Source organism: Leptolyngbya sp. 'hensonii' (assembly GCF_001939115.1).
GTDB lineage: Bacteria > Cyanobacteriota > Cyanobacteriia.
Genome location: NZ_MQTZ01000041.1, coordinates 309,598 through 328,015, shown reverse-complemented (window position 1 = coordinate 328,015; position 18,418 = coordinate 309,598). Strand labels below are relative to the sequence as shown.

Genomic DNA, 18,418 nt, shown 5'->3' with positions numbered 1-18,418 from the left:
GTCTATCTGGAGCGACCCTTTCTGGCCCAGGGACCCCAAATGGCAAAGGTCAGCCCTGGAGTTTGGATGTTTACAAAGAGGGTCTGACCATCAGGTGAGAAGCAGGCTCCGGCAAATTCGTTACCCACAAAAGGCTGTTTCGCCGGATCGTTAGTGACTTTGGAGAAGAGGGTGTTCTGGGCGAACTGATAGAGTTCACCCTTTGCGTTTACGCCTACAATGTATTGGAAGTCATCGCTGCTGTCTTCGCACAGGAACAGATCCCCAAAGGGGGTCACGGTTACGTTGTCGGGCTCATCCAGCAACGTTCCACTGGCTGCCGCTTCAACGACCAGGGTCAGGGTCTCCTTTGCCGGGTTGTAGGCCCAAACCTGACCATTCCCACGCCCGTTGCCGGGAGGGGAAGGTAGATTTTGGACAGCGGGAGGTCCAGACTGGGTGGCCACAAAGTAAATCAGACCGTTGCCATACCAGCATCCTTCGCCCCGGAAGAAAGTGGCGGCCCCTTTGGCCTGGGCTTCATAACGAACACCCACACCGGTGCTGGCACTCTCAGAATTGGGGTCGGGATTATCGATTTGAACCCACTCCACTGAAAGGGTTTCACCCACTTTAACCAGGCCGGGGGTACCTCCCTGGAATGGATTGTTGGTGGTGTTGAACTTGGGCTTATCCTTGACCTTCAGAGCGTAGAGAGTGCCGCCCATAGCCAGATCACCCGGTTTGGTGGGCTTACCCACTGCGGGGATGAAGCGATAGAAGCAGCTATCACCTCGGTCTTCTGTTTCATAGACATAGCCAGTTTTGGGGTCTACGGCAATGGCTTCATGGCTGAAACGGCCCATAGCCACCAGGGGAACGGGGGTCACCACCCCTGAGTTGGGGTCTGCAACCACCTCAAAGCTATAGCCATGTCGGACTGGAGTCCCATTGCTGGTGGTGGTTGAGAAGGTTTCCTCACAGGTGATCCAGGTGCCCCAGGGGGTAGGGCCACCGGCGCAGTTGGTCCGGCTGCCAGCCAGGGAAACAAAGTGCTTCTGCAGTTTACGATCGGGACCTACCACCAGAGTCGTAGTACCACCAGGAGAGCCTTCCGAGTAACGGGGTCCCCCGGAAACTGGGTAATTATAGTTAGCCGGTAGGGCGCTGCTTAATTCGTGGTTACGCACCAGAACAATGGTGTTATTGGGACCTGGGAAAGCAGCCATCCCATCATGCCCCGCCGGAACTAGCGTTCCATCGCTCATGGGCATCCCTGTCATGGACAGGACAGTGTAGTTAAACCCTGCAGGTAGGGAAAGCAAGGCTTCCTTACTCAGATCTCCCAGAATCGTATTCTTCAGATCCTGGGCATTGAGGGCGGGCTTGGGAACCAGGGGACCAAAGCCAACAGTCCCGACGTTTTGCCCCTGAGCAACTCGGGCATAGAAAGCTTCCAGAGGGGAAACCATGGTTACACCAGCAGCAGATGCGCTAGCTACCGTTAAGAACTTGCGTCTAGAGAAACTCATCGTTTTACCTGATAGACATTACGACAGATGCGTGGAAATAACAGCAGATTTTTCGTTCTGCCAAAATTACCATCAAGCTAATGGGTTGGAAATGCGAATCTAAAGCTAAGCGGCTTGTTTACGCTTACGTCCCAGAGCGATACCCAAGGTGCTGAGAGACAGCAGACCTGCCAGGGTAGCTGGTTCGGGAACTAAAACGTAGGTTACAGCACCGACAGAATTTGCTGTGGAAGCAGAGAAAATACCATTGGTGTCGATCGTGCCTTCACAAACGCCCAGCTTAAGCTCACAGCCTGGGTTGGCAGGATCAGAAAAGCTGGCATTATTGGTCAACCAGAGTGCTGTATTAGGCAACACAGGCACTACAAAATCAATCCCGTTCAGGACGCCGTTATTGAAAAACGCAGAAGGGAAAACAGCCGGATCAAAACCAACATCATCTGCTTCGGTATAGTCCTGGCCTGCGAAATTGAAAACAATGGATAGCCCATCATCAACTTCAATAATCTCTTCACCAAAACCAGTCAAAACTGCATCGTCATAAGTAACCTGACCAAAACCTGTTTGCCCTGCAAACGTCCCACTGGTCAAATTAATCTCAAAATCATACGCCACCGTAGCAGCAGTAGCCTGTTGAACCTCACCTGCAACTAAAGCAACAAAAAAACTCCCGACAGCCACTACAGCGGTCGCCTCTCTGAGCATATTCTTCATTACTGTAAGCTCCAATAAAACTCCACGTAACTATCAAACAGTTAAGGGCTGCGATTCAATCAAAAATTTCCTTAGCCCTGTGAAGCAAGAGTCCTTCTGGGATCGTTCAGGCAACCGAATATCTAATGGTTTTCTGACGGAAAAAAACACCGGCAAAAATTTCAAGGCTGATCCTACCCGTCTTGCTTGACAACCACGGGTGTTGTTGAAGCAGCTTCACATAAACTTCACAATTTTGATGTAAGGTGGATCACAGTCAAAGACAAGTCTGGGAGCCAGAAACAATCTGGCCCTGATAGGTAACTTCATCAAAACTTTATATAAGCAGGTTGATTCTACTGAGCGATTTATCCTATCGTTCCGGGTATTGCTCCATGGGTGAAGAATCCCGGAACCCAGGTCTGATGATAGTTAATTGATTCTTAAGCAGAGGTTCTATAGATGAGCGGGCCAACCTCCATCGCTGATATTGATTTGACCCCGATTCCGGGCAAGAAATACTGGAACTGCGATCGGGAGTGGCGTGAAGAATTCATCTACTTCTTGATGGTGGATCGCTTTCACGACGATCGGAATCGCAAGCCGGTCAATATTCCAGAACCCTCCAGGGGGAGCGGCACTCAGGCCCAGTTGAAAAAATTCTGTGGGGGAACGCTCAAAGGCATTCTGAATCACCTGGATTACATCAAGAACCTGGGTTGTACGGCTCTGTGGTTGAGTCCGGTGTTTGAAAACAATGAGGCCCCCGATCGCAATTCAGATAAGTATCACGGCTACGCTATCCAGAACTACCTGGATATTGATCCCCGCTTTGGGAGCAAACAGGATCTGATCGATCTGGTAGATGCCGCCCACAGCCAGGACATTCGGGTGTTTCTGGATGTGGTTGTGAACCATTCCGGGGACAACTGGTACTATCTGGGGGGCCATCCCTACTTCTATGACCATGACCGACCATTTCCCTTTGGGGCCTGGCGTCGGAGCGATCGGCCTGTTCCTTTAGAACTGCGCAATCCCAATTACTACCACCGTCGGGGAGAAATTCGTAACTGGGATGCTTACCCTGAAACCCAGCATGGGGACTTCTTTTCCCTCAAGGGCTTCAATAATGATGACGATCCCGATGGGCTGGAACTGCAGGAGATTCTGATCAAGGCCCACTGCTACTGGATGCGTGAAGCAGACATCGATGGCTTCCGCATGGACGCTGTGAAGCACATGGGTGAACTGGCGGTTGCTCGCTTCTGCTCGGAAATCCGTGAGTACGCCTACCGCTTAAACAAACGCTGGTTTTTACTATTTGGGGAACTGGTGGGGGGAGATGATGCGATCAATCGCTACATTGGTCCTAATACACCCACTCAGCACAATAGTAAAACTGTATATTTTGGCCTGACTTCAGTGCTGGATTTCCCCCTGTACTGGACGTTGCCGGGAGTGATTAAAGGATTTAGCTCTCCGGTTGACCTGATCAACCGCTATGAGGCTCAGCGTCAACGGGCGCTGAGCCAAGGGGAGTTGGGACGATACCTGATTACGTTTCTGGATAATCACGATCAGATCGGCCAGGATTATAAGCGCCGCTTTGCAGCGGAGACGCCCCATCTCCAGGTCATTGCGGGAGTGGGGTATCTGCTTTGCGCCTTGGGTACTCCCTGTATTTACTATGGGACTGAGCAGGGACTTTCGGGGCAGGGACCGGGAGATGAATTTATTCGAGAAGCACTGTTTGATCTGGAGGATTCACAAACCAACTATCTGAATCAGAATTGCCAGATCTATCAGGAAATTGCCAAAATTGCTCGGGTGAATCAAGCCCATGAGGCCCTCAGATTTGGCCGCATGTATTTTCGAGAAGTCTCTGACAATGGGCATGATTTTGGCCTGCCAGAAGGACAACCCTGTACCCTGGCCTTTTCCCGCATTCTAGCGGGGCAGGAAGTGCTGATTGCTTACAACACTTCGGCCACTGAAGCTCGTCAGGACTTTGTGGTGGTCGATAACAACATCCACCCGATTGGAACGACCCTGCAGTTTCTGTACGGCCAAGACGGCACCGTGACTGTTCAGGAGCACCCTGCTCCAGGTAACCGGTCCTGCTTCGTGCAGTTGAATCTTGCCCCAAATCAATTCGTGATTTTGACATAGTCCATCCGCTGGATGGGAACGGGTGTCTCCGGTTCTGATGGGACCCTAGACTGGCTGGCAGCCTGAATCAAGGCTTGAAACAGTTGGGGATGAACAGACTCAGGGGCAGACATCTCTGGATGCCACTGGACGGCGATCGCCCAGGGATGGCTCTGGTGCTCCATGGCTTCCACGACGCCATCTCTGGCCCGCGCCACCACCTGCCAATCAGCGGGCACTTGCTGCACGGCCTGATGATGCCAGGAGACAACCATGACCTTGGTTTCACCCAAAATTTTGGCTAACCGGCTGTCTGGCTCCAGGGCAACCTCATGTTCGATCGGACGGCTGGGATGCTCATGGCGATGCCCCACAGTCGTACTGTACAGATCGGGAACATGGGCAACCAGGGTTCCTCCACTGGCGATCGTCAAAATTTGCGACCCTCGGCAAATTCCTAGAACGGGAACATGAGCCTGCAGCGCCGCTTTTGCCAGAGCCAGTTCGAAGTCATCTCGCTCGGGATTCACCAGGTAAACCATGGGATGATGTTCCCCACCATAGCGGGTTGGGTCAATATCCCCTCCACCTGAAAAAATTAGCCCATCTACCACGCCCAGCAGGTGTTGAATTTCACCCTCACCAGGAGGCAATAACACTGGCACCCCACCTGCCCCCCGCACCGCATCAATATAGGTGCCTGGTAGCGTAAATTCCCTCACCTCATTGCCGCTAAAGGTCGTGATCCCAATAATTGGCGATTTCTTCATGAAGCTTGAACCTGTGCCTGGTTACTTAAAGTCTGGTTGTACATTCCAGGATTAATTTCTGGTTGACGATCGCATAGGGCTGAATTTCTAACGCCTTGCGAAAGGACTGGATCGCTGTCAGGTAATCTCCTAGAGCGGCGTGGCACAGACCCAGACCATGGAAAGCCCCAAAATGGATCGGGTTTAGGTGGATAACCTGTTCACAATCGGCGATCGCCTTGTGGTACTCTCCTCGGACGTAGTAGAGAACGGCTCGACGGTTCCAGGCTTCAGCAAAATCAGGCTGATCCTTGACCAACCCGGTCAGCAGTTCTTCTGCTTCATCCAATTGCCCACCCTGCAAAAGCACCTGGCTGCGTCGAATTAAGTCCAGTCCATAAACCCCTTTTTGCTCAAACCAGATGCGCCAGAGCTCTTCTGTAGCCCGTTCTCGCAGGCCTTCATCTGGTTTTTTTAGATCCTCCAGCAGCAAATCAATATTTGGCCTATTCATAGCACTGATACAGGGATATTTCTCTTGGATTCTGCGTTGGATTCCACTATATCAGTCTTGACGATCGGGTGCAGGGAATGGGCAAGGTTGGGCGGTAGAGTTCCAATCCCTGCCTATCTTAATAAGGCATATCCGCCAGACTGGATTGGTGCTGCAGTCGCTGGGCTGCCTTGATCGCCTGCTGACTACCTGCCAGATCCCCCTGGTCCCGGAATAACTCGCCTGCTTTGATCAGGTCTTCGATCGCACCGGTCATATCCCCGATATCAGAACGGGCCAGGCCCCGGTTATTGTAGGCATTGGCGAAATGGGGATTGACCTGAAGGGCCCGGTTGAAATCCTGAATCGCCCCTGAAAAGTCCTTCAACTTGGAACGGGCGGTCCCCCGATTATTGTAAGCATTGGCAAAGTTGGGATTAATCTGGAGTGCCTGATTGAAATCCTTAATCGCCCCTTCGAAATCCTTCAACTTAGAACGGGCAGTCCCCCGGTTATTGTAAGCATTGGCAAAGTTAGGATTAATCTGCAAGGCTCGATTGAAGTCTTCGATCGCAGCCTGTTTATGGCCAAGTTTTTGATAGACAAACCCCCGATTGTTATAGGCATTGACAAACTCTGGGTTAAATCGAATGGCGGCACTATAGTCCTCAATCGCTCCTTCATAGTCTTCTACACTGGCTCGAACTGCACCCCGGTTAAAGTAGACCGTATCATCATCAGGGGTGAGGCGCAGGGCTTCGGTATAATCATCGATCGCCCCCGACTTATTGCCTAACTTCGATCGCACTAGCCCCCGGTTGTTGTAAGCGACATTGCTGCTGGGGTTGATACCGATGGCCTCCGTATAGTCCTGCTCTGCGCCCTCATAATCCCCTAATTTAGAGCGGACTAAGCCCCGATTGTTATAGGCAATGGCATCCCCCGGATGCAGACGAATGGCTTCGGTATAGTCCGCGATCGCCGCTTCCTTATCTCCCAACTCCGCCCAGGCTACTCCCCGATTAAAGTAGGCGTCGGCGTTGCCTGGATTAATTTCCAGGGCATGGTTAAAGTCTTCGATCGCCCGTTCCCGGCCCCCCAGAAGATAATAAGCCACGCCCCGGTTGTTCAAGGCAATATCCTGGCTGGGCTCCAGGCTTAAGCCGCGGGTGTAATCTGCAATGACGCCCTGCGTATCTCCCAGATCGTAACGGGTATCTGCCCGCTTAAAGCAGGTCAGGGCCGTTTCTGAATCCGTAATTGAGCGATCAAAACTGTCAATTAGGTGCTGAATAATAGCCGGATCGGCTGTGCAGAGGCCGACTTCTTCCTCCTGAAGACTGCTAGGAGTTGGATGGCGAACCAGAATGGCAAAGGCACGATCGCAAACCAGCAACCGTTCCTGGGTTGCCAAAGCCCTCAGCTTGAAGCGCTCTGGATAATCCTGAGCCAGTTGCTTAAAGTGTTTTAAGGCTTCGTAAAGCCCATCCTGCTGCCAAGAATCATCCATCCATTGCTGGTTAATCCGGCGAATCATTAACGGGGTTTCTGGTGTTTTATACAAACTCCACCCCAGATCAATTCGAATGCCCTGTCGCAGGAGTCGCTCTAGACGTTGAAATAGGGAATCATCCAGAGAACATTGTTCTAGCCAGGAACTCATGACGATCAGACGCTCCTGAACTTTTCCCAGGGCTTCCGCTAACAAGGTCTGACTATCCAGTTCCTCAGTCCTGAGTGCATATCCTTCCGGCTGAACTGTCGCTATCAGCGGATTCGGACTCTGTGTCGTTGCTTGAACATAGGTTGAATCCCCTCCTCCTAACTTGATCCCATTGCTACCAAACCGATGGTCTGGTCGATCGTTGTGGATAGCCAGAACTTCCAGAATGTCTGTTTCGGGATCCTCCTGCGGCAATGGATCTGCAGGGCCAGACTCCATTTGCTGGTGGCGAATTAAGCCCTGGATCGCCTGCTGCATCACTTCTAGTTGCTGCTGCAGTTCTTCTAGCCCGGAGACAGAAGTTGGCGGTTTGGCAGGAAGTCGATCGCGCATTAACTGGACTTCCAGGTCTAAGGACTGCAAGTACTGCCGTAACGTCTCCAGTTCCTGTTGCACCACCTCCAGTTTCTGAGGTTGTCCCTGTAAATGGTGCACGGTGGGTTCTAGATTCCCCAGCACTTGCTGAACTGTGGCCAGTTGTCGTCCCATGGCATCGGCATAGGAAATGATCTCTGCCTGTAACGCTGTTTGTAAACTCTGTAACTGTTGAGGTGCAACCGTCTGCTCAGTATGCTGAAAAGCAATAACCTCACGTTGCAGATCTCTAACTTTACTGGCAACTTTAAACAGAGTCCGTCTGAGTTCTTCCAGTAACCCGGGTTCCATGCGATCGCTAAACTCCTGGGTCAGACGACCCAACTGACCCTGAAGCGCAGAGATTGCGTCTCGCAATGGCACCACCGACTGTCCTAATCCCTGCTGGCGCTGGCGTAGGTTTTCTATCTCCGTTAGGAGCACGGTTAACTCCTGACGAGGAACCAAACTACTCATCATCTGGATCGATCGTTCCATTTCCTGCCGCAAGATATGGACTGTTTCTTGTAACGGGGCAGGATTAAAGGGCGGTGGCAACTGAATAAACAGTCCGTGCAGGCGATCGATCTGCTCCTGTAAGGGTGAAAAATCCGGCGGAGGCTGATTGGCCAGTTCTTCCAGGTTGGTTGTGAACTGCCCCTGTTCCGCAACTAAATCCGCGATCGTGGATTCCAAATACTCCACCCGATCTGCGGTTGGCACAGTCTCCAGACTATCGTTCAAGTTACCCAGAGCCGTTTCTAACTCTGTGGTGCGGTTTTGTAATTGAGCCAGATTGCTCTGGATTGGGCTCAGATCAAGTTTCTCCAGAGGAGCAAGACGACTCTTCAGTTCCGATTGCACCACAGAAATCTGGGCATCCAGTCTGGCCATGTCATCCCGATCTCGGCTCAGCATCTCCTCTTTGAGATTTCCCAAATCATCGGGAGTGGGCAGAGCCAGAACTTTACGCCGGAGAGATAGGAGGGCCTGACTATCTTTAGCTGTCTGCTCATTAAGGTGATTTAAGTCTGGAAGGATTTTAGTTTCAATATCCTGGTTCAGGCGACGACGATTCACCAGGTTCAGCAGAATTGAAAAGGTTAAGGGAGCAGAAGCAAAAATGGCCTGCTGAGAAATTGCTGAGGCCACCAATCCCAGGACTGAACCAGAAAATGATATGTATTCGACAATATCCAGCCAACGACGCTTTGCCACAATATCCCTCAGGCTGCTGATTCACACCCCTCTTTTCAAGCCGGAAGGGTGCCGATCAGGAAACCCCCTTGGAACAGGTCAAAATTCAAAAATAGCGAGCATTATCTTGAATAATCTACAGAAAATAAATATTGACGGGATGGCCCCGTTAATCCGAGCTTCCCCAGAAGCTTCTGAACCATGCCCTCAAAGAAATATCAAGTGCTTATACTGAATCTGCGATTTAGATGGCATTTAGGGACATAAGTTTAAAGAAAAGGTGAAAAACTAAAACCTTGTTTACAAATTCTGGGAAGATGACGGGCTCTAAATCATCATTTTCAAAACTCGTCGCAGCAGGATCGAACTCGGAAAAGCCGTCCATTTATTTACTGAGGCTCGATCGCAGTAGGAAATTAAGTTCAGTGTTTACGCGGACACTCTCCCTGAATTGAGCCTCTATTCTAGTTTTTGAACGTGAAAGCTGATTGAGCTTTACTCCGAAATAAGGTGTCTTTCACTGCTTTGAAGCGAGTTAAATGGCCAATAGTCGGAGTCGTAATTAAAGGCGGGCGTGAGAAGCTCAGACAGGTTTTGACAGAATGGTTAATCTTTCATTCTTTCCCTGAAATTCCCTTGAATTCGGGCTAACTGTTGTGCCAAAGATTATTGACTTGAGGTCTGCAAATCAATTCTTAGGGTGTAGTCAACTGTATTTTCGCAGAGAAGTTCTAAACTCCTGTGGATTATTCGAGGAGTTGATATCAGTTATTCTGTACACTTTCTAAAGTTACGTAAGTTCTTGACTTAAGAGGATCAAATCATGGCTGTCGAAAAAGTAAACTCTTCCTCCAGTCTCGCCGAAGTCGTCGATCGGATTCTGGATAAAGGTATTGTCATAGATGCCTGGGTTCGTGTTTCTCTCGTAGGGATTGAATTACTGGCCGTGGAAGCTCGTATTGTGATCGCTTCCGTCGAAACTTACCTGAAATACGCTGAGGCCGTGGGTCTGACTGCCCAGGCTGCCGTTCCATCCGCATAAGCAATTCCTTAAGCGAAGCTATCCCTTAACCAAGGTTAATTGAGACATGCTGAATATTGGGTGCGGTCTTCCTGTGCCCCGTACTTCATTAATACCGATCAATTAATAACTGACTTCAGCGGGAGGTGGGGGAAACACTCCCTCCACCTCCAATCTTTCGTAGAACAGGAGATTTGCATGGCTGCTTTAAGAGATGAATGGCAAAAGCAGAGACAGCAACGACAACAGGAAGTTCAACAACGCCGTCGGCAGGTGGCCGACTCTCTGGGCGAAATTCGTGAGCAGTTGCAGCATCAGGCCACCAACCTGAGGCAATCGCTCACCACATTTCATGACCAGCTCATCAAGACGGATGAGGTGCGCCGGGGAGACAGCGCCGTTTATCAGGTTGCTTTGCACCAGGCCCGCCTGGAACGACAGCAGCAGATCCAGGATTTTTTGATGGATAGTCGCTGCGATCGCCTGACTCAGGCTAGCGCGCTGTTTACCCAACTCGATGACTTCAGTGCTGCAATCCAACAACAAACACAGCAGTTTCTGCAGCTCACATCCGTCAAACGAGAGTTGATGGCTCAACACCTCTCTCAGGACTTACAGCAGTTCTATACTTCTCTCCAGGAGACGGTTGAGGCCCTCCAGCAAAACCATCAGCAGAAACTTCAGGAAATCAAGACAGACGTTCAATTGCTCCAGGTTGAAACCCAAACCCAGATGATAGCAAATGCCCAACAACGGGCCATCATGCGGGTAGAGGTGCTGGAACAACTGACCCAGTTTATGAAAAAGTTGCGGCTAGATGTCCGTAATACCCTGGCGGAACTGGAACTTTTTCGGGAAGAGCGGGCGCAGGAAATGGGGGAGCGCCTGGCTGAAAGCCGGGCAGAACGACTGACTGAGGTTGAGAGTCTGTTTCAAACATTGGCCAATTTTCGGGCTGACGTTAAACAATACCGGAGTACCCTCAAACAACAGGTCTGGGGCGGCTCAGATGCCGATCTGCAGATTCCTTCCCCCATAACCAGCCAGGTTACACCCCCTCCCAAGCCTGTAGCGCAACAACCAGCCGCCAATCCTGTACCGCCAACGACGGTGGCCTCTCAGGGGACTGCCGGGAAGGCTGAGCCGCCAGCACCTCCCCCAGCGCCGAAAACCCAATTTCCTCAGGGCATGGAACCCGCCAACACCGATCAATCGGATATCGAGAAGCAGATTTATTACCAAATTGAGAACAGCCATGGATCCCGACTGGTTGAGTTAGAATCGGCATTAGGGATTAATCGCTTTCAGGCCGTGGATGGGCTGCGGTCTCTGGTGAAGAAGGGATTGGTCGTGCAGCGCGATCGCATCTATTACATTAACGAGGTCAATAGCCAGTGACGACTATCCTGCAAGCTCGTTCCCGTCGATTTGTCAGCACTCCCGCTGTTGAACGCCTCTCCGTCAGAGCGCTGCGCTATCTTCAATCGGGCTATTCAGTCCATTTGCGGGGACCGGCAGGAACAGGTAAAACGACTCTAGCCTTACACCTGGCCGATCTGTTGGGTCGGCCTATTATGCTGGTTTTTGGGGATGATGAATTCAAGACCTCTGACCTGATCGGCAACCAGTCTGGTTATACCCGCAAGAAAGTGGTGGATAACTTTATCCATAGTGTGGTGAAGGTAGAGGATGAGCTGCGCCAGAACTGGGTCGATTCTCGCTTGACTCTGGCTTGCAAAGAAGGGTTCACCCTGGTCTATGACGAATTCAATCGATCGCGCCCTGAAGTCAATAATGTGCTGCTGTCCGCTTTAGAGGAAAAACTGCTGGTGCTTCCCCCCACTAGTAATAAGTCAGAGTACATTCGGGTTCATCCTCAGTTTCGGGCCATTTTCACCTCTAACCCAGAGGAATATTACGGGGTCCATGCTACCCAGGATGCGTTGTTAGACCGACTGGTCACGATGGCCATGCCAGAACCGGATGAATTAACGCAGCAAGAAATTTTGGTGCAAAAAGTAGGGCTCGATCGGGAAGGGGCTTTACTCATCGTCCGTCTAATCCGGGAATTTCGGGCCTGTACTGCAACAGAAAAAGCATCCGGGCTGCGGCCTGCCCTGATCATTGGTAAAGTTTGCCTGGAGCACCAGATCCCGATTGGGCCAGACAACCTGGAGTTTCGAGATGTCTGTAGCGATGTCTTGCTGGCTCGGACCAGCCTACCGGTCCAGGAAGCCACGACACTTCTCTGGAAATTGTTGGATGAGTTTTGTTCTCTTCATCCTGCAGCAAAAGCGCAAATTGACCTGCCGTCCGCTAAGCTGGAGGACGGACTTGAAGAAGAGGTCGCCTCAGCTATCGAAACAGGTGAAATTATTGCTGATCTGGATCAACCCGATCAGGCATTGGTTCCATCCCAGCCCTCAGCCGAGCTGGAGTCAACCCCTGATCCCCTCTCAACCCAGGAACAACAGGTGTATACCTATCTGGGGCAGTCTCAAAGTGCTCGGGTTTCTGAAGTTGAGACTGCCCTGGGGTTAGATCGATTTCAGACGGTTAATGCTCTCCAATCTCTGGTGAAAAAGGGCATCCTTAAACAGCGTGGCGACTTCTACCGAAAAATCCGCTAGTTGGCTTCATTTCCTTTACAGGGGTACTGGGCTGTGACTACCGGTCCACAGGCACGATCATCAACACCCGGCAATCGGGCTATTGCGACATCTACCACAGGTTCCAGTCTGGCAGATGTGCTGGAGCGGGTTCTGGACAAGGGAATTGTGATTGCTGGGGACATCTCGATTACGGTTGGGTCCACTGAACTCCTGAGCATTCGGATTCGACTTCTGATTTCTTCCGTGGATAAGGCCAGGGAAATTGGGATCAATTGGTGGGAAAACGATCCCTATCTCAATACCCGAGCTCAGGCTCTGCTGAACCATGGTTCTGCCAACGAAATCCAGCAACTCCAGGAGCGCATTCAAAGCCTGGAGGCAGAGCTGAAATCGCTGCGGAATGCTTTGCCAGAAGAGGCTTCGGCTGCCCCTTTACCTGTTTCTGAGGCCAGACAACCGGACCTTCAGGCGGGCTCCGCTGGGCAGGATTTCCCTCGATCGGACCCGGATCAGTCCCTAACCCTCGACGCACTGATGGATGAGCTGTAGGATCGATACTATGACATACCGCAATTCTAAGAAATTGGTTTACTTGACCGGGCTGGCCCTCTTGGGTGCAGGCTACCTGGGTAGCTTCTCCATCCTGGATGTTAACTTCATCCTGAAGCAGTATCTGGTCTTGCTCCCCGTTCAAGTGGGAGTCCTGGTTTATATGGTCTGGATTCGCCGCAGCAGGGCAGCTTCTGAAGATTAGCGATCGCTCACCAAAACTCCACTGATCTGGCAAAGGACTGTCCTTTGACGGGGGCCATCCAGATCACAGAGCAAAATAGATTGCCAGGTTCCCAGGGCCAGCTTACCGTTGATAATCGGGATCACTTCACTGGTGCTGAGAAGCATGGCCATGAGGTGAGCATGGGCATTTTCGGGCTCATCAGGTGGGACAACCCGCAAATGCAGATCGTTGTGCAGATAGCGATCGGTTTCTGGGGCTAGCTTGCGGAGGAAAACTTTCAGATCCTCCAAAAGCCTCTCCTCGTTTTCATTAATCGTGAGGGCCGTTGTGGTGTGGCGGGAAAAAATGAGGGCCTGACCATTCTGGATTGAGGATGCAGTGATCAGATCCTGAATGGCTGGGGTAATGTTGTGAATGCTGATCCCCGGTTCTGTTTGTAGTTCCAGGGTCTGATGGACAATCTTCATGGGTATCAGGAAGCGTAGTTGATCGGGTCTGCTAGGTTAGGGGGCAGGAGAAGGGAATAATTCTCGCCAGCGGATTTGAATTTCAGTAATGGAGTAGACCGTTTGGAAATCCAGTCCCATCTGCTGATACAGTTCAGCCCCCCCCTGTTGACGATCGACCAGGGCAATAATCTGGTTAACCCTGTAGCCAGCCTGTCGGAGACGATCGACGGCCTTGAGAGCCGATTGTCCGGTGGTGACCACATCTTCCAGCACCACGACAGGACTTGCTGGGGGCAAGGTTGGCCCTTCAATAAAGGCTTGCGTTCCATGACCTTTGGCTTCTTTGCGAACAATCAGGGCCGTGATGGAGCGTCCCGCATAAGCCGCTACCACACTCACTGCTGTGACGATCGGATCAGCCCCCAGGGTCAAGCCTGCCACAGCTACTGTGTCAGATGTTAGAAGGGGCAAAAGGATTCTACCCACAGCCACGGCCCCCTGTGGATGCAGAGTTACTTGCTTCCCGTTGATGTAGTAAGAACTGGGTTGCCCCGACGAAAGAACAAAATCACCTTCCCGATAGGCAACCTGACAGAATAAATCTAGAAGTTTTTGCCTTAAAAAAGGAAGTTCAAGACTTACAAAAGAGTCTGTTGCGTCATCATTGGTTAGATATTTTTCTGCCATAGGGTGGAACTTGTAAACAAAATTTGTCAGTTAGGGATCCGACTTCTAAAAGTTGAGTTAGGATTTAGCAAAATTGAGGGATAAAGTCTATGCGTGTGGGGTCTAGAAGTCTACTGGGTAGTTTACTCCTTACCGTTTCTGTTCTAGCAGTTACTTCGAGCGCAAATGCTCAACAACTGGATCGAACTGGCTCACGGCAGGTCCGGTTTGAAACTGTTCCAGATGCAGTCGATCGTATTATGACTGGAAAGTCAAGAAATTATTTCGAGAATCGTACATTGGAACGGCAAACTGATTTTCTATTTGGATTTGGCACGTTAGTTGATGGGACGTTTGCTGAAAATGAATTGGCCACCGATGGGAAATTGTTTGAGATTCTCTACCGGGATCTCATGAATCAGCAGGTTTCCACAACCCCGATCATTCGAACTCCTGATTTGAACAATCCATTTAACAGTTCTCTGCTAACCGGGACAAACATCAACAACCGCATCATGACCAGTGAGCTGGTTTACGAAAGATTGCCGATGCGGTAATTCAGAATAAAACCCTCTTGCCTGCAGGGACTTGTTTTTTCATGGCCCTGCAGGGCTGTTAGATCCAGGGTGCAGGGGTCGAACCTGCCTATCGCGAATTATGAGTTCGCTGCCTCAACCGCTCGGCCAACCCTGGTCAGCATTCTATTGTACCGATAATTTTTTAGCCTGCCTACCCATGTCGTGAATAAATTGGATTGGCAGGAGGATTCAGCTCCGGATATTTTGTGCTAGAAAACCTGATTAGACTATAAATCCTGATTAGACTATATTTATTTCACCAAGTCTCTATCCGTTCAATGAATCTGAATGTTGCACTCACCTTACTATTACTGACGCTCATGTGTGGAGCTGGAGTAATCAGCGCTGCTTATGGCTTTGCGATTGGTCGGGAAGCCTTACGAGGTATCACCCAACCGGATATTCGTCCTGTCAACACCATGGCTGGGCGAAGGACTAGCCTACCCCGACGCCAGGAAGTTATTCTGCTCAAGGAGCAGGACATCATCAAAAGTGTGAAAACTCAGATTCAGGGGAGTGATAAAACCTCGGATGAGAATGGGAGTCGTAACAAATCTCTCTCCGGGAAGGTCAATCCCGACAAACCTGCGTCAGACTCCCAGGCAGGTCTACCCCTGAGCAGTTCCGATCGGGGAGTTACCCTTGAGGTCACCTCTGTGCGCCAGCGGGGCGATTCCTTGCAACTGGATGTAAAGTTGCAGAATGATGGGGAACAACCCGTTCGCCTTCTCTACAGTTCCCTGAGCGTGACGGATGACCAGGGCCGAGTTTTAAGTGCCAACACCGAAGGTTTACCCACAGAACTGTCTCCCCAGAGTAAGGCAATTTCAGGGACAATAAATATTTCTGCCGCTTCGCTGGAGAATACTGCAAAGCTGTCAATCGCCTTGACAGATGATCCCAATCAGCAATTGCAGCTTCAGATTTCAGGGATTCCAGTTGTAAGGTAAGGTCTGAGATTGCTACTGCATCGCATTGTTCCTGGATGGATATCTCTCCTTTGCCCGTCTCAGTTTCGGGCGGCAGCTTGAATACTATTAGTCTACTCCCTGCTCAGGTTCCTCTGGCTGTATCTATTACCTGGCCAGAAGTGGGGTTTCGTCTCGCTGCTGTCTTACTTTTGATTGTTATCAATGCTCTGTTCGTAACCGCTGAGTTTTCCATCGTTTCAGTTCGGAGATCGCGGATCAATCAGCTAGTCAGTGCAGGGGATATTCAGGCCAAAACAGTTCAGGACTTTCAGCGCAGTATCGATCGTCTCCTCTCCACAGCTCAATTGGGAATTACCCTATCCTGTCTGGCCCTGGGGTGGATTGGGGAAACCACCATGGCCGTGGTGACTCAATCCTGGATTGGGCAACTGCCACTGCGACCTGAAACCCGGCAAGCGCTTTCCCATTCTCTGGCAGTGCCAGCAGCCTTTATCCTGATCGCCTATCTGCAGATTGTGCTGGGAGAACTCTGTCCCAAGGCGATCGCCCTCCTCTACCCGGAACAACTGGCTCGTTTCCTGGGGCCTCCCAGTCTGGCCATTGCCAGAATCTTCCATCCCTTTATCTGGATTTTGAATCAGTCCACCCGTTGGCTCTTGCGTCTGATCGGGATTCAGTATACTGGTCAGAGCTGGTATAACCAGGTCACTTCGGAAGAACTCCAGTTGATTATTTCCACCTCTACCGAATCGACTGGCTTAGAGGCGGAGGAACGGGAACTGCTCCAAAACGTGTTTGAGTTTGGAGACGTGGCAGCCGTGGAAGTGATGGTGCCCCGAACCAGCATTGATGCCATTGATAATGAGGCAACCTTCCAAACCTTACTGGACGAAATGGTCAATTCCGGCCATTCTCGCTATCCAGTCATTGGTGAATCCCTGGATGACATTCAGGGCATTATTTATTTCAAGCAACTGGCGGAACCGCTGGCCCTGGGACAACTCACTCCAGAAACTCCCCTGCAACCCTGGGTTCGATCGGCTCAGTTTGTTCCAGAACACATGCCCCTGAATGAATTGCTTTCTCTGATGCAGCAGACAGGGGAGGCGATGGTGATCGTGGTGGATGAATTTGGTGGCACCGCAGGTCTGGTGACCCTCAAGGATCTGGTGGCCGAAATTATTGGCGAAACCCATGTTCCGGAAAGCACAGAAGAACAGGATGTGCAAATTCTGGATGAACGGACGTTTCTGGTCCAGGCCCAGGTGGATCTGGAGGCTGTTAACGAAGTCTTGAAACTCGATCTGCCGATCGAGGATGAATACCAGACCCTGGGTGGGTTCTTGCTGTATCAAGTGCAAAAAATTCCTACCCCAGGAGAGAAGTTTCAGTATGGGGATCTGGAATTAACCGTGATTTCGGCAGAAGGTCCGCGATTACATCAGATTCAGATCCATCAATTAGTTCAGTCCACTGATGCTTCTCCTGCGGGACCTGCTCTGGAGGGAACAGCCCCATCATCACCAGAACCTTCCCGGTCTGCCAGTGACTCTGGTTGAACTTGTCACCAGAATCGCATAATCTGAACCGTGGCAGTTCTATCCGGTGGAACGACGCTGTACCCGGCACTGTTTTCAAACCACTGTAATCGATAACAAATTCCTATGCCTGAACTGAAAGCATTAATCTTTGATGTGGATGGAACCCTCGCTGATACGGAACGGGATGGCCATCGGGTTGCCTTCAATCGTGCCTTTGCTGAAGCAGGACTAGATTGGAACTGGTCTGTAGAGTTGTATGGCAAGCTCCTGGAGGTGACCGGTGGTAAAGAGCGGATGCAACATTACCTGGACAAATACCGATCGGACTACAGACAACCGGCGAATATCAAAGACCTGATTGCCCAACTTCATGCGGCCAAAACCCGGCATTACACTCAACTTTTGGCAGAGGGAAGCATTCCCTTGCGCCCAGGTGTGAAACGCTTGCTGGAAGAGGCCAAATCCCAGGGAATGCGGCTGGCGATCGCCACAACCACCACCCCTGCCAATGTCACCGCCTTACTGGAAAATGCCCTGGCCCCTGATGGTCCCTCCTGGTTTGAGGTCATTGCTGCAGGAGATATTGTTCCAGCCAAAAAACCGGCACCCGATATTTATTTTTATGCCCTAGACAAGATGCGCCTGAAGCCGGAAGATTGTCTGGCCTTTGAGGATTCCTACAACGGCCTGCAATCCTCCTTGCAAGCCCGACTAAAGACTGTGATTACAATCAACGATTACACCAAAGACCATGATTTTTCAGGGGCAGTTCTGGTCCTTGATCATCTGGGGGATTTGGGCCAGTCCTTTACGGTGCTCTCTGGCCAAGTCGGATGGACCACCTATGTAGACCTGGATCTGTTACACCATCTCTATCGCAGTCCTTGAAGCCCATAACCCATGCGCTTCGACCCCCTGATCATGCCCATTGTCCATGGATAACCCGAAGGAGTTCGCTCTTTTGAGGAACTTATCTCAACTTTGAAATTCTTCATATACGTGATCACTGTGATAG

17 protein-coding genes and 1 tRNA gene are annotated in these 18,418 nt (G+C 50.9%); 10 read left to right on the top strand and 8 right to left on the bottom strand.

The features are described 5' to 3' along the window. Nucleotides 1-2 precede the first annotated feature (2 nt). Both BST81_RS13330 and BST81_RS13325 read right to left on the bottom strand, forming a co-directional pair. A complete protein-coding gene (locus BST81_RS13330) occupies nucleotides 3-1,511 on the bottom strand; it encodes an alkaline phosphatase PhoX (protein WP_075598977.1) in 1,509 nt (502 codons plus the stop codon). A gap of 105 nt (nucleotides 1,512-1,616) precedes the next feature. Continuing rightward, nucleotides 1,617-2,240 carry a PEP-CTERM sorting domain-containing protein gene (locus BST81_RS13325; protein ID WP_143780332.1) on the bottom strand — a complete coding sequence of 208 codons (624 nt, stop codon included), beginning with the start codon at nucleotides 2,238-2,240 and terminating at the stop codon, nucleotides 1,617-1,619. 426 nt (nucleotides 2,241-2,666) lie between these two features. On the opposite strand from BST81_RS13325, the gene BST81_RS13320 reads away from it, so the two are divergent. After that, entirely contained in the window at nucleotides 2,667-4,373 is a 1,707-nt protein-coding gene (locus BST81_RS13320; protein ID WP_075598975.1) for an alpha-amylase family glycosyl hydrolase, read from the top strand. Here BST81_RS13320 and BST81_RS13315 read toward each other — a convergent pair. The 3 genes from BST81_RS13315 to BST81_RS13305 form a co-directional block, all read right to left on the bottom strand. Continuing rightward, nucleotides 4,352-5,122, bottom strand: coding sequence for a gamma-glutamyl-gamma-aminobutyrate hydrolase family protein (locus tag BST81_RS13315; RefSeq protein ID WP_075598974.1), 771 nt, complete (start codon nucleotides 5,120-5,122; stop codon nucleotides 4,352-4,354). The genes BST81_RS13320 and BST81_RS13315 overlap by 22 nt on opposite strands. Before the next feature lie 25 nt (nucleotides 5,123-5,147). After that, on the bottom strand, nucleotides 5,148-5,615 hold the full coding sequence (locus tag BST81_RS13310; protein ID WP_075598973.1) for a tetratricopeptide repeat protein: 468 nt from the start codon (nucleotides 5,613-5,615) through the stop codon (nucleotides 5,148-5,150). 118 nt (nucleotides 5,616-5,733) lie between these two features. Next, entirely contained in the window at nucleotides 5,734-8,889 is a 3,156-nt protein-coding gene (locus BST81_RS13305; protein WP_075598972.1) for a tetratricopeptide repeat protein, read from the bottom strand. A gap of 802 nt (nucleotides 8,890-9,691) precedes the next feature. On the opposite strand from BST81_RS13305, the gene gvpA reads away from it, so the two are divergent. From gvpA to BST81_RS13280, 5 genes are all read left to right on the top strand, one after another. Continuing rightward, entirely contained in the window at nucleotides 9,692-9,910 is a 219-nt protein-coding gene (gene gvpA / locus BST81_RS13300) for a gas vesicle structural protein GvpA (protein ID WP_075598971.1), read from the top strand. A gap of 177 nt (nucleotides 9,911-10,087) precedes the next feature. Next, nucleotides 10,088-11,287, top strand: a complete 1,200-nt coding sequence (locus BST81_RS13295; RefSeq protein ID WP_075598970.1) for a hypothetical protein — start codon at nucleotides 10,088-10,090, stop codon at nucleotides 11,285-11,287. After that, nucleotides 11,284-12,519: a gas vesicle protein GvpN gene (gvpN, locus tag BST81_RS13290; RefSeq protein WP_075598969.1), complete on the top strand. Its 1,236-nt coding sequence runs from the start codon at nucleotides 11,284-11,286 to the stop codon at nucleotides 12,517-12,519. The genes BST81_RS13295 and gvpN overlap by 4 nt, the downstream gene beginning before the upstream one ends. A 33-nt stretch (nucleotides 12,520-12,552) precedes the next feature. Next, on the top strand, nucleotides 12,553-13,050 hold the full coding sequence (locus tag BST81_RS13285) for a gas vesicle protein (RefSeq protein ID WP_083636870.1): 498 nt from the start codon (nucleotides 12,553-12,555) through the stop codon (nucleotides 13,048-13,050). 10 nt (nucleotides 13,051-13,060) lie between these two features. Continuing rightward, entirely contained in the window at nucleotides 13,061-13,255 is a 195-nt protein-coding gene (locus BST81_RS13280) for a hypothetical protein (RefSeq protein ID WP_075598968.1), read from the top strand. Here BST81_RS13280 and BST81_RS13275 read toward each other — a convergent pair. Together BST81_RS13275 and pyrE are read right to left on the bottom strand one after the other, a co-directional pair. After that, a complete protein-coding gene (locus tag BST81_RS13275; protein ID WP_075598967.1) occupies nucleotides 13,252-13,704 on the bottom strand; it encodes a secondary thiamine-phosphate synthase enzyme YjbQ in 453 nt (150 codons plus the stop codon). The genes BST81_RS13280 and BST81_RS13275 overlap by 4 nt on opposite strands. A 36-nt stretch (nucleotides 13,705-13,740) precedes the next feature. Continuing rightward, the gene (pyrE, locus tag BST81_RS13270) at nucleotides 13,741-14,373 is read right to left on the bottom strand and encodes an orotate phosphoribosyltransferase (protein ID WP_075598966.1); all 633 of its coding nucleotides are present in this window, start codon (nucleotides 14,371-14,373) and stop codon (nucleotides 13,741-13,743) included. A gap of 89 nt (nucleotides 14,374-14,462) precedes the next feature. Here pyrE and BST81_RS13265 point away from each other — a divergent pair, with 89 nt between their 5' ends. After that, nucleotides 14,463-14,909 (top strand): hypothetical protein, encoded by a 447-nt coding sequence (locus BST81_RS13265; protein ID WP_075598965.1) that lies wholly within the window; start codon nucleotides 14,463-14,465, stop codon nucleotides 14,907-14,909. A gap of 63 nt (nucleotides 14,910-14,972) precedes the next feature. On the opposite strand, the gene BST81_RS13260 is transcribed toward BST81_RS13265, so the two are convergent. Further along, a tRNA-Ile gene (locus BST81_RS13260) sits at nucleotides 14,973-15,045 on the bottom strand. Nucleotides 15,046-15,208: 163 nt separating this feature from the next. On the opposite strand from BST81_RS13260, the gene BST81_RS13255 reads away from it, so the two are divergent. From BST81_RS13255 to BST81_RS13245, 3 genes are all read left to right on the top strand, one after another. Then, nucleotides 15,209-15,880 carry a hypothetical protein gene (locus BST81_RS13255; RefSeq protein WP_075598964.1) on the top strand — a complete coding sequence of 224 codons (672 nt, stop codon included), beginning with the start codon at nucleotides 15,209-15,211 and terminating at the stop codon, nucleotides 15,878-15,880. Between the two features lie 35 nt (nucleotides 15,881-15,915). Further along, nucleotides 15,916-17,421, top strand: a complete 1,506-nt coding sequence (locus tag BST81_RS13250) for a hemolysin family protein (protein WP_083636847.1) — start codon at nucleotides 15,916-15,918, stop codon at nucleotides 17,419-17,421. 105 nt (nucleotides 17,422-17,526) lie between these two features. Further along, the gene (locus tag BST81_RS13245) at nucleotides 17,527-18,291 is read left to right on the top strand and encodes an HAD family hydrolase (RefSeq protein WP_075598963.1); all 765 of its coding nucleotides are present in this window, start codon (nucleotides 17,527-17,529) and stop codon (nucleotides 18,289-18,291) included. Nucleotides 18,292-18,418 lie beyond the last annotated feature (127 nt).